This is a genomic window from bacterium endosymbiont of Bathymodiolus sp. 5 South, from assembly GCF_900128535.1.
Lineage (GTDB): Bacteria > Pseudomonadota > Gammaproteobacteria > PS1 > Pseudothioglobaceae > Thiodubiliella.
This window is the reverse complement of sequence record NZ_FQTR01000053.1, coordinates 1-12,723: the sequence shown is the minus strand read 5'-3', so window position 1 is coordinate 12,723 and position 12,723 is coordinate 1. Positions and strand designations below refer to the sequence as shown.

Annotated in this window: 9 protein-coding genes; 4 read left to right on the top strand and 5 right to left on the bottom strand. The window is 38.4% G+C overall.

The window, feature by feature from the left end:
• The first annotated feature begins 181 nt into the window (after positions 1–181).
• Positions 182–1,990 (top strand): translational GTPase TypA, encoded by a 1,809-nt coding sequence (gene typA, locus BBROOKSOX_RS06290; RefSeq protein WP_139660379.1) that lies wholly within the window; start codon positions 182–184, stop codon positions 1,988–1,990.
• Between the two features lie 222 nt (positions 1,991–2,212).
• On the top strand, positions 2,213–5,257 hold the full coding sequence (locus tag BBROOKSOX_RS06285) for an efflux RND transporter permease subunit (RefSeq protein ID WP_139660378.1): 3,045 nt from the start codon (positions 2,213–2,215) through the stop codon (positions 5,255–5,257).
• A gap of 12 nt (positions 5,258–5,269) precedes the next feature.
• Here the strand turns inward: BBROOKSOX_RS06285 and ruvA are convergent, their stop codons facing one another.
• From ruvA to leuC, 4 genes are read right to left on the bottom strand one after another with little or no spacing between them, the layout of a single operon-like run.
• Positions 5,270–5,857 carry a Holliday junction branch migration protein RuvA gene (gene ruvA / locus BBROOKSOX_RS06280; RefSeq protein ID WP_139660377.1) on the bottom strand — a complete coding sequence of 196 codons (588 nt, stop codon included), beginning with the start codon at positions 5,855–5,857 and terminating at the stop codon, positions 5,270–5,272.
• A gap of 21 nt (positions 5,858–5,878) precedes the next feature.
• A complete protein-coding gene (leuD, locus tag BBROOKSOX_RS06275; protein ID WP_139660376.1) occupies positions 5,879–6,493 on the bottom strand; it encodes a 3-isopropylmalate dehydratase small subunit in 615 nt (204 codons plus the stop codon).
• Complete coding sequence (locus tag BBROOKSOX_RS06270) at positions 6,486–8,183, bottom strand: DUF262 domain-containing protein (protein WP_139660375.1); 1,698 nt, start codon at positions 8,181–8,183, stop codon at positions 6,486–6,488. The genes leuD and BBROOKSOX_RS06270 overlap by 8 nt, the downstream gene beginning before the upstream one ends.
• A gap of 11 nt (positions 8,184–8,194) precedes the next feature.
• Entirely contained in the window at positions 8,195–9,598 is a 1,404-nt protein-coding gene (gene leuC, locus BBROOKSOX_RS06265; RefSeq protein ID WP_139660374.1) for a 3-isopropylmalate dehydratase large subunit, read from the bottom strand.
• A gap of 57 nt (positions 9,599–9,655) precedes the next feature.
• Between leuC and BBROOKSOX_RS06260 the strand changes: the two genes are divergently transcribed.
• Positions 9,656–11,416: an N-acetylglutaminylglutamine amidotransferase gene (locus BBROOKSOX_RS06260; protein WP_139660373.1), complete on the top strand. Its 1,761-nt coding sequence runs from the start codon at positions 9,656–9,658 to the stop codon at positions 11,414–11,416.
• Positions 11,409–11,843 (top strand): ribonuclease HI, encoded by a 435-nt coding sequence (rnhA, locus tag BBROOKSOX_RS06255; RefSeq protein ID WP_139660372.1) that lies wholly within the window; start codon positions 11,409–11,411, stop codon positions 11,841–11,843. Before BBROOKSOX_RS06260 ends, rnhA begins: the two co-directional genes overlap by 8 nt.
• Before the next feature lie 39 nt (positions 11,844–11,882).
• Here the strand turns inward: rnhA and BBROOKSOX_RS06250 are convergent, their stop codons facing one another.
• Positions 11,883–12,434, bottom strand: a complete 552-nt coding sequence (locus BBROOKSOX_RS06250) for an IS630 family transposase (RefSeq protein ID WP_139660371.1) — start codon at positions 12,432–12,434, stop codon at positions 11,883–11,885.
• Between the last annotated feature and the right edge of the window lie 289 nt (positions 12,435–12,723).

Here is a 12,723-nt window from a genome sequence, read left to right as displayed (position 1 = left end):
AATAAAAATCATCAGGTAGTTGGATTCTTTTTGGCATTGTTTTGTTGGTGAAAAAAATGATTATTATACACTACTTATAGTATTGTTGTTTTTTGAATTTGGTATTACATATCATTTAATGCTAATATGGGAGTGCTTTAGGGGATAATAGCGTCTTTTTTAAACACCTTAATATCATCAAATGAACGATAAACTTAGAAATATTGCCATTATTGCCCATGTTGACCATGGAAAAACGACACTGGTTGATAAACTCTTGGAGCAGTCGCAGACTTTTGATGAGCGCTTTGAGTCAAGTGATAGAATGATGGATTCTAATGATTTGGAAAAAGAGCGTGGTATTACTATCTCTAGTAAGAATACGGCGATTAAGTGGAACGATTATCATATTAATATCGTTGACACACCGGGACACGCCGACTTTGGTGGCGAGGTAGAGCGTGTATTGTCAATGGTGGATTCAGTTTTGCTATTGGTAGATGCACAAGAGGGTCCAATGCCACAAACGCGTTTTGTGACTAAGAAGGCTTTTGACCAAGGGCTTAATCCAATTGTGGTGATTAATAAAATTGATAAAGACGCAGCGCGCCCTGACTGGGTGATTGACCAAGTATTTGATTTATTTGATCAATTGGGTGCAACCGATGAACAATTAGATTTTCCAATTATTTACGCCTCAAGTATTAATGGCTACGCGTCTTTAGAAGACGATGTACGCTCAGGTGATATGATACCCATGTTTGAAACCATTGTGGCAAAAGTAGCAGCGCCAGAGGTGGATGTAAATGCACCCTTGCAAATGCAAATTACAGCACTGGATTATTCTTCATTTATTGGAGCAATTGGTATTGGACGCATTACTCGTGGCACCATTAAGAAAAATCAACAAGTGATGGTGGTGAGTGCTGATGGCACTGAACGCAAGGCTAAAATTGCTGGTTTGATGGGCTTTATGGGGTTAGAAAAAGTGGAAACGGATAGTGCTGAGGCGGGCAATATTGCTTGTGTTACAGGCATTGAAGGTATTTCTATTTCAGATACGATTTGTGATGTTGAAACCGTTGAAGCTTTGCCACCTCTTAGTGTGGACGAGCCGACAGTATCAATGGCATTTCGGGTAAACGATTCACCATTTGCAGGGCAGGATGGTAAGTACATTACTTCAAGAAATATTCGTGATCGCTTAGACAAAGAGCTGATTTACAATGTGGCATTACGGGTTGAAAACACCGAGGATCCTTCTGAGTTCTTGGTGTCTGGTCGAGGTGAATTGCATTTATCTATATTGATTGAAACCATGCGCCGTGAAGGGTTTGAGTTGGCAGTGGGTCGTCCACAAGTTATTTTAAAAGAAATTGATGGGGTAATTTGTGAACCGTTTGAAAATTTGAGCGTTGATGTTGAATCCCAGCATCAAGGCACAGTGATGGAAAAACTCGGTGAACGCAAAGGTGAACTTAGCGATATGGTGCCTGATGGCAATGGCAGGGTAAAATTAGATTTCAATATTCCTGCACGCGGTTTGATTGGTTTTAGAACAGAATTTTTAACTGCCACCACAGGCACAGGCTTAATGAACTCTTCCTTTGATGCTTACAAACCAAGAAAAGAGGGAGAAATTGGTCAACGCAATAACGGTTCACTCATTTCAATGACACAAGGTCAAGCCGTGGCGTATGCAATTTTTAACTTGCAAAAATCAGGCAAATTCTTTGTTGAACACAATACCGATATTTATGAAGGTATGGTGGTGGGTATTCACTCGCGCGATAAGGATTTGGTGGTAAATGTGATGAAAGGTAAGCAGCTCACTAATGTTCGCGCCTCAGGGACTGACGAGGCCGTGTCTCTTACGCCGGCAATTAAGCTTGATTTAGAGCAGGCATTAGAGTTTATTGATGATGATGAATTGGTCGAAGTTACACCAAACAATACGCGTATTCGTAAGCGCCTATTAACTGAAACTGAGAGAAAAAGAGCGCGTAAATAAGTTAACTTATAAGGTCTTTGTAAGGTGTAAATCATTATCAAGAATTCATTTTGCATCAACTTGGCGATTTTTCCAGGAATGTTTGGCAATTCTTTAGAAGGGTAAGTTTTACCTTAATCTCACTAAGGCAAGGTTTGAAAAAGCCGTCAATTTGGTAAAAATTGAATTTTGCTAATCCTGTATATTTATACAAAAGCACCTATTAAGGTATACTAATTCACTATGGGTAACCTCTTTAATTTCTTTGTTAAACAAAAAAAACTGGCACTTATTTTTACAGTAAGTGTTATTGCGGTTGGTTTATTGGCGTTTAACAATATTCAAAGAGACCAATTTCCAGCAGTTAACTTTGAATTGATAACCATTACCACAAGTTACCCAGGTGCATCTCCTGAAGATGTTGAGCAAAATATTACCAATCCGATTGAAGATGAATTAAGCGGTGTCATAGGAATTGAAAAATTTAGTTCTATTTCTAGTCAAGGATTTTCCGTTATTTTAGTCACACTATCGCCTGATGTGGATGATGTTAGCGCCTTAAAACAAGACATTCAAAATGCAGTTGATAGAATTAAATCATTACCCGATGAGGTCATAGATTTGCCCAAAGTGGTGGATATGAAAAGTTCATTACGAAGCATTTTAAAAATCAATATCAATAGTAATACACTGTCTTTTACCCAGTTACGCCATAAAATTGATGCAATTTCCGATGAATTAGCACTGGTTGATGGGGTTTCTGAGGTGAGCAAAGAAGGGTATTTGGACCGTGAAATTCAAATACGGATTGATACCGATAAATTGTATCAATATAAATTGTCTTTGCCACAAGTTATTAGTGCCATTCAAAAGCGTAATCAGCGTTATACCGTTGGCAGTAATAATGATATGAAGAATGAAAAAACCATTGTGGTATTGGCAAAATTTGACCAAGCACAAGCGGCAGGGGATGTGATTATAAAATCGAGTTTTGATGGTCCGGTGGTACGGTTAAGGGATATTGCCAGTATTAATGACGGCAATGTTGAGGAAAGGTCAATTGTTCGCATCAACGCCACCAAAGGTTTTATTTTAAAAATCCGTAAACAAGCACATGCTGATATTATTACTACAGTTGATTCAATCAAGAAAAAACTAGCACCATTGCAAGTGGAAAAATACCCACAAATACAAATCTTTTATTCTTCTGATCAGTCTAAATATGTGCGCAATCGACTCAAAATTGTCACCAACAACGGCATGATTGGCTTGCTGTTAGTATTGATAGTATTAGGCGTATTTTTGTCGTTAAAAACGGCGTTTTGGGTGGCAATGAGTTTGCCTGTATCGCTATTAGGTTCGGTGGCGTTATTAGGGGTGGCAGGCGAGACGATTAATTTAATATCATTGGCAGCAATGATTTTGGTGCTAGGCATTGTGGTGGATGATTCTATTATTGTGGCAGAGAGCATCCATCATTACAAACAAATGGGCAGGGATAAATATCAGTCTGCTGTGAAAGGCTTTAAACGGGTTATTATGCCAGTGATTGTTACTATATTGACCACAGTTTTGGCGTTTTCATCTATGTTTTTAATGGAAGGGACAATGGGTAAATTTATTTATGTTATTCCACTGGTGGTCATTTTTGCCTTGGTTCTGTCTTTTTTAGAAGTAACGATTGCTTTGCCAGCACACCTTGCGGGTTTGAGTGAAAAACCACAAAAGAAACATTGGTTTAATGCGATTGAAAACTGGTTTGAAAAGGCACTTAAGAAGATTTTAAAACTGCGTTATTTAATCGTGATAGGATTTCTTGTATTGTTAGGTACATCAATTTTTTTTGCTGCAACACAAATGCACTTTACTTTGTTTCCAACAATAGGTGCAGATGTTATTACTGCAAAACTCAAAATGCCACCAGGCAGTTCGTTACAATATACTGCCAGCGTGAGTCATAAAGTTGAGGCGTTAATTCAGGATGTGGTAGGCACGGATTTGGATTCTTTAACCAATAATGTGGGTCAATCGTTTTCTCATGTGGCAAAATTTAGCATTGCTTTAGTGCCTAGCAGTAAGCGAAAAGTTCAGGTTAAGGCACAACTTCAACGCTTAAAAGCACGCACCACAGAGATTGTTGAAGCCGAAAGCCTTACTTTTTCAGTGCGTCGCCCTGGACCACCACAAGGAGAAGATATTGAAATTCAGTTGGTGAGTGGTAATGATGATCAACGCCAAACTGCCGCCAATGCTTTGGTTGAAATTCTTAATCAAATAAAGGGTGTGGATAACATTGATAGAGACGATGAGGCGAGTAAGTCACGCATCGAAGTGGTATTAGATTTTGAAAAAATGGCAAGGTTGAATGTAGATTTTGTTACCGTTAATCGCTATTTAAAAGCCACCTTTGGCGGTATCAATGTGACAAATATTCGTTATGGTGATACCGATGTGAATTTTAGAATTTATCTGGGTAAATCTAAACAGTCAGAAGCAGTTATTGGCAAGCTTAAAATTAGCAACCGTCAGTCTAGACTTGTACCACTCAAGCAATTTTCTAGTATCCGTCATATTGTTGGTGAGCCTGATTTTAACCATTTTAACGGACAACGATCGGTCAAAATCAGTGCCAGTATTAATGATGAAATTGCCAGTGTAGCCGTGGTTATTAAGCAAGTTCTTAAGGAGTTTGATGCTGATAATTTATATCCTGCTGTTCGAGTTTTGAGCGAAGGGGGTGCAAAAGAGACGAAAAAATCAATGCAAAGTTTCTTAAAAGCATTTGTTTTTGCTATTTTCGTCATTTTCTTTTTGTTAATTTTGTTGTTTGATTCTTACACTCAGCCACTATTGGTTCTGAGTGCCATTCCTTTTTCGGTTATTGGTGTTATTTGGGCGTTCTTTTTACACAGTGAGCCACTGAGTTTCTTTGCATTGTTAGGCACTTTGGCGTTGGTGGGTGTGATTGTGAATGATTCTTTAGTGATGGTAGTCCATCTTAATTATTTAAAACAGAAATTATCTGCCAGCACACCTGCACTTGAGTGGGTTACTCAAGGTGCAAAAGACCGTTTGCGTGCGGTGATACTCACCAGTTTAACCACTTTGGCAGGTATTATTCCTTTGGCTTATGGTATCGGTGGCACAGATTTTATCTTGAAGCCAATGGCATTATCGTTGGGTTATGGCTTGTTGTTTGGCACAGTAATGACACTTATTTTATTGCCGTGCCTTTATTTAATGAATTATCAATTTGTGAGCTGGATAACCAAATTTAGTAAAAAATAAGGGTTTTTACTGTTATTTATTTTTCAATGCTTGACGGATGATTTCTTCAGTGCTCAGTGAGTGATCGGTAATAATATTTAGCATTTTTTCAGCTTCCTTAACCTTAAAGCCGAGCGCTTGTAGTGCAGAGAGTGCTTTGCCAGTATTTGGGTTACTGCTACTCAATGAGGCATTCTGGTTGTTGGTGTCAATGAGTTCAAGTTTTGTCAAACGATCTTTGAGTTCAACAATTAACTTTTGTGCAGTTTTCTTACCAATACCTGGGGTTTTTGCCAGTAATACATCATCATCATTAGCAACTGCACTGATTAGCGTGGCAATATCAAGATGTGACAAAATCGCTAATGCCACTTTGGGCCCAACACCATTGACGCGAATCAACTCTCTGAATAGGGTTTTTTCATCTTTAGAGATAAAGCCATACAGTGTTTGGGCATCTTCTTTAACATGAAAATGTGTGTGTAGCGTCAGTTCGCCTTTATCTTCCATGGCATAAAAAGTGGGCATTGGGCAAAGCACTTCATAGCCAATACCTCCTACCTCAAGCAGCACTTCAGGTGGGTTTTTTGCTAAAATTTTGCCTGTTAATTGTCCAATCATAACGACTAAATTATAACCTTCTTACAGCCAAGAATAAGTTTTGAGGTAGTTTTTTTCAAAGTTTTTAATCTCTTTAGCGTATTGTAAAGTTAAGTCAATATCGTCCAAGCCATTCATTAAGCGTCGTTTGCGTTCGCCATCGATATCAAAGGGGTAGGCTTTTCCATTAGCAAGAATAGTTTGCATTTCAAGGTCAATGGTGATTTCGTCGCTAAATGCAAATAATTCGTCCGTCACATCATTATCTTGCACAATAGGCAAGAGTCCATTTTTAAAGCAATTATTGTAAAAAATATCGGCAAAACTGGGTGCGATAATCGCTTTAAATCCATAATCTTCCAATGCCCAAGGCGCATGCTCACGACTTGAGCCACAACCGAAATTCTCTCTTGCTAAAAGTATTTTTGCGCCTTGATACTCAGCTTTATTTAAAATAAAATCTGTATTAAGTGGGCGTTTACTATTGTCCATTCCCACTTCGCCGTGATCCAAATAACGCCACTCATCAAATAAATTCACCCCAAAACCCGAGCGTTTAATTGATTTTAAAAACTGTTTTGGAATAATTGCATCGGTGTCAATATTTGCACGGTCAAGTGGTGCAATAATAGAAGTTAGTGTGGTGAATTTATCCATAGTTTATGCTCCAAGTATTTACGGCTTGTTGTGCCAGCCAACCTTGATGACGATCAAGTGTTTCACTGCTCCATTCTGTGTATTCAGATATTTTTTGAGAGAGTTTGGCGTTAGACTTTTGGTAAATATTCTTTTTCTCATCAAACAGTTGAGTGCCACAGTCTTTATTTTCTTGCTGTGTTAATAGAGTCATATTGCCTAATTTATCAACATCTTGCTGGTGTTGTCCTTGGTAATATTCTGCCCATTCTGAGGTTATATGATAGGGGGTAATATGCTCTAAAGTCCAAGTATTATAATCTGAAGAGGTGTTTGCCAGTTTATTTTCAATTTCTGTTAATAGAAAACGAATTTTTTTATTGCTTTGTCGGCTGGGCATAGTGTGATATTGGAATACTGATTGGAACGCTTGATCGTCGGGATACAAGTTTTTAAACTCTGGCTGGTTCTTAATGTGACTTGCCCGATTTAATTCTCCACTTGAAATTTTCATTGCCAATGTGTTATAAGTCTTTTCTTGTTCATTGGGAGAAGAGTGAATAATGACATTGTAACGAATGGATAAAATGTATAAATATTGGGCAAGTTTTACAAACTCATCAGCACTAAACTTATTATGAGCGGTTAATAGCAGCAAAAATGGCTGTTTAATCTTGAATAATTTAAAAGCCTTTAGGTAGGATTTGACTGAAGGATAACCCGCTTCATTCCATAATTCATCTTCTGGATTGTTAAGTGCTGCGTATACAGGACTATATTTTGATAGATTTTTTAAATAGTCTGTAGCTTCTTGCGGTTGTTGGATGTTATTTCTAATATGGGCAAATAATTTTTTCTTGGTAACTAGAGGATAATGCGCATTATGGTAATAACGCACAAAGTCCGTAAAATTGCCTTCTCCTAATTCTGCGATGATTGCACTCCACTTTTCATCCATATCATTAAGTTCACTCTCATCAACGGTCCGCTGATTGTTATTGGCAACTTGTGAAAATAAATAATTTTTAAGCAAATCAGGGGTTGAAAGTTGAACGCCTCTCGCATTAAGTGTTTCAAAAACTTTGTAAGCATTTAAATTGTTATCTACAATAATTTTAGTAAACAACATGCTGTCTGTTATTTTTTCAATAAAACCTACAACATCAGAGCCAGATTTTTTTGTTATTTTTTTACAAAAAAACTCAAAACAATTTGACATTAATTTATCTGTTTTGGTTAGATTTCTCCTTTTAAGTGGCGCTAAATCTTCAGTTAGAGTTTTAAATTTAACGTTGTTATTTCTGTTCAAGGTGAGTTTGTTATAAGGCATAAGTGTTGTTCTGCTTAGCGTGCCAATAAAATCACTTCTCAAACCTGTTAGCCTTATCTCGTTATTCTCACTGTCTGTATTTTCCTTAATCAGCGTTTGAATCCCACTCATGGCTGCCAATACAAATAAAGACAAGGTAATCAGTCGCTGTTGCCCATCAATGATTGAAAAATTGTTTTTATCCCCTTCATTGCGCTGAAGAACAATATAGCCCATATAATGCTCTTCTTCTTGTAAATTCTCAATATCTTCCCACAAGTCTTCCCATTGCTCTTGATCCCATGAGTAATCTCTTTGAAAACGCGGTACATTATATTTAACGCCGTTACCCATTAAAGCTTTAAAAGTCTGATTGCTGGGTTCCATCGTAAGAAATGACATGATTTTACTCCTTAAATATTTGAAAAATGACCCGCAATCGCACTGGCAGCAGCAATGGCAGGGCTGACTAAATGGGTAAATGAGCCCTGACCTTGGCGACCTTCAAAGTTACGGTTTGAGGTACTGGCACACCTTTCTCCTGCTTCTAGTTTATCGGCGTTCATGGCTAGGCACATTGAGCAGCCGGCTTCGCGCCATTCAAATCCTGCATTGGTAAAAATTTTGTCCAAGCCCTCGTCTTCAGCTTGTTTTTTAATCAAACCAGAGCCAGGCACAACCAAGGCAAGTTTGATGTTGCTGGCAATATGTTTGCCTTTGGCAACTTCAGCGGCAATGCGTAAATCTTCAATACGAGAGTTGGTGCAGGAGCCAATAAAAACTTTGTCGATTTTAATGTCTGAAATTTTAGTATCGGCTTTAAGTTGTGTGTAATCCAGTGCGTTTTTCCAGCTGGTTTTTTGCACTTCGTCTTTGGCATTGTTTGGGTTTGGTACACTTTCATCAATGGCAACCACCATTTCAGGCGAAGTGCCCCAAGTAACTTGGGGCTTAATATCACTGGCTTTGAAACTTAATGTTTTGTCAAAATGTGCGCCCTCATCCGAGCGTAGCGTGTTCCAATATTTAACCGCCTTATCCCATTCTTTTCCTGTTGGGGCAAGAGGTTTATCTTTGACATAGTCAATGGTTTTGTTGTCAACTGCTACCATACCACAACGACTGCCCGCCTCAATTGCCATGTTGCATAGGGTCATTCTGCCTTCAATTGATAGACTTTGAATGGTGCTACCTGAAAACTCAATGGCATAGCCTGTGCCACCGGCAGTACCGATTTTTCCGATGATATAAAGTGCCACATCTTTAGCGCTAACATGTTTGTCTAATTCACCATTGATTTCAATCTTGAGGTTTTTTGACCTAGATTGCCACAGGCAACCTGTGGCTAAAACATGTTCTACTTCCGAAGTGCCAATGCCAAAGGCTAAAGCACCCAGTGCACCATGTGTAGAAGTGTGCGAATCACCACAAACAATGCTCATTCCTGGTAGCGTGGCACCTTGTTCAGGGCCAACCACATGCACAATGCCTTGACGGATATCGTTCATGGGTATTTCATTAATGCCGAATGTTTTGCAGTTTTTATCCAGCGTTTGAATTTGTAATTTAGACACAGGGTCTGTAATGCCGCTTACACCTGATGAGCGATTTGTGGTTGGTACATTATGATCAGGTACCGCCAAATTTGCTTGTAATCGCCACGGTTTTCTACCCGCCATTGCTAAGCCTTCAAAGGCTTGAGGAGAAGTAACTTCGTGAATAAGTTGCCTATCAATATAAATAAGCGCAGTGCTTTGTTCTTCACGCACCACATGTGCATTCATTAATTTGTCGTAAAGTGTTTGTGTTTGAGTCATTACTGATAGTCAATAACTTGATAAAATAGGCTATTTTACATTCTCTATAACTTTAATATGTGTGGTATTTGTGGTCAATTAAGATTTGATAACCAAGCGGTTAAGTCGCAAGACTTAGAAATAATGAGGCAAAAAATTGCCCGTCGTGGTCCTGATGATAGTGGTATTTGGCTTAATAAAAATATAGGGTTTGGACATCAACGCTTGAGTATCATTGACTTGTCTAATCATGCACATCAACCGATGGTGGATGATACTTTAGGTCTGAGCTTGGTGTTTAATGGTACGATTTATAATTATCAGTCTTTGCGTCAAGATTTAATCAAACGAGGTTACAGATTTTTCTCTACTGCTGATACCGAAGTTATTCTCAAGGCTTATCATTTTTGGGGTAAAGATTGTGTCTTGCACTTAGATGGTATGTTTGCCTTTTGTATTTGGGACGGCAAAAAATTGTTTATTGCACGCGATAGAATGGGGATTAAGCCATTGTATTTTAATCTGACAAATCAAGCCTTTAGTTTTGCTTCTAACACACAAGCTTTGAGTGTGATTGGTGCAGATACCCGTATTAATTCAATAGCACTACAACAACAATTATCCTTGCACGGTGTTGTACCGGCACCAAATACCATTTTAAATGGTATTAACAAAGTTAAACCAGCCACCACTTTAAGTATTGATAGCAAGGGCAAGATTGTTGAAAAACAGTATTGGCAACCAAAAGCACAAAGAACAGGTTTGACAGATGACGAATATTTGGAAAAAACGCATGAATTGCTGATTAAAGCTGTTGATAAAAGAATGCTGGCAGCCGATGTGCCAATTGGTGTGCTGCTTTCAGGTGGGCTGGATTCTTCGTTATTGGTTGGACTTTTGCATGAGGCAGGGCACTCAGATATTCGTACTTTTTCAATTGGTTTTGAAGATATTGATGATGAGAGTGGCTCAGAGTTTGAATATTCTGACCAAATTGTTAAGAAATTCAAGACTAAGCATGAGCAGTATATAGTGAGTAATTCACAGGTATTGCCACGCTTAGGAGAAGCAGTGGCAAATATGGCGGAGCCAATGGTAGGGCAGGATGCAGTGGCATTTTATTTGTTATCCGAACAAGTGTCAAAACATATTAAAGTGGTGTTATCAGGTCAAGGTGCTGATGAGGCTTTTGCTGGATATTTTTGGTATCCGCGTATGCAAAGTGAATCAGGTGGTGAATTTGAGCGCTTTGCCAAACATTATGTTGATAGACCGTATGAAGAATATTTACAAACCGTGAATGCCAAATACCACACAGGTAATCACACTCAGAAATGGCTTAATAAAGAATTTTCCAAAGCTAATGCAGATGAATTTATGGACAAAGTTTTTCGTACTGATATTACCCGCTTGATTGTCGATGACCCCGTTAAACGCGTGGATAATATGACCATGGCATGGGGTTTAGAAGCACGCGTACCCTTTATGGATACGCAATTGGTTGAGCATGCACTGAGTATGCCACCGAGTTTGAAAATGGCAGAAAAGGGCAAGCATCCTCTTAAATATATTGCCCGTGGATTGTTGCCTGACAGTGTGATTAACCGCAAAAAAGGTTATTTTCCGATGCCAGCACTGAAATATGTGCAAGGTGAGTTTTTGGATTTTATGAGTGATATTCTTACCTCAAGTGCCTGCAAAAATCGTGGCGTATTTAACCAAAAATTTGTCAAAAAAGTAATTGACAGACCTGAAAATTATATGACTGCATTAAATGGCTCACGCCTATGGCATTTGGCATTATTAGAATATTGGCTACAAATAAATATCGATGGATAAAATAATTATATATACAGATGGCGGTTGCCGAGGCAACCCAGGTATCGGCGGTTGGGGGGTGTGGTTACGCTATGGCAAACATTCGAAGAAACTCAATGGTGCAGAGCAAGACACCACTAATAATCGCATGGAACTCATGGCTGCCATTAAGGCGTTGGAAGAAATTAAATCAAGCAGTATCCACATTGATTTATATACCGACTCAAAATATGTGATGAATGGGATAACCCAATGGATTGCTGGATGGAAGAAAAAAAATTGGAAAACAGCGGCAAAAAAACCTGTTAAAAATGTGGATTTATGGCAAAAATTAGATGATCTTAATCAAAAGCATCAGGTCTCATGGTTTTGGGTTAAGGGTCATAGTGGTGATAAAGGTAATGATATGGCGGATTTATTAGCCAATCAAGCAATGGATAATTTTTAAATAAAGCAGTATTGCACTTATACCAAATTCAAAAAACAACTAAACCAAAAAACTCCACTCTCTACTACACAAATTTTTAATAAAACCATTCTCACTTAGTATTTCATTCCAAGCCTGACAAGATCTTTCAATAATATCATCATAATTTTGGAATGTGGTATTTGACAAGAATCTTTGTTTAATCTGTTGCCATAGTTGCTCTACTGGATTCAGTTCTGGAGAATAAGGCGGTAATGGTAATAATGTAACATTGCTAAAACAACGAATTGCTTTCGTCATATGCCATCCCGCCCTATCTACAATCACTAAAGCCTGTCTATCTTTTGCTGTAGCTTGAGATATTAATCTTAAATGTTCTATCATGCCTGCAGTATTGGCAACGGGTAGCATTAGCCCTAGCGCTTTATCTTTAGCTGGACATACAGCACCAAAAATATATCCGTATTCAAATTGCTGCTGACGAACTGCCCTAGGTCTAGTGCCTTTTTCTGCCCATATTCTGGTAATAGAACCTTGTTGCCCAATCCTAGTTTCATCTTGAAACCAAACATCAACTTTATTTAAGTCTGTGTCCGTAGGTAAGACATCTATTGCCTTCCCTAAATCACGCTAGGTTAATGCAGGGGTCTTATTTGACGATTTTTTGAGTAAAAAGGTGCTATTTTATGGGCTTTATAAATTGTACTGGGAATTTTGGCTGGCCTTTTTTATAAACTCACATCAAAACTTCCATTGAACCGTACCTTCAATACCGTAACTATGCGCTTTATTGTTAGTCGATTGAATACGTTCATAATTAATAGAAGTGGTGGTGTCGTCTTTTTGATAATCCAGCCCCAGTTTCACGCTCACTTCTTGCTCGGCATTTTTGCTAAGGTAA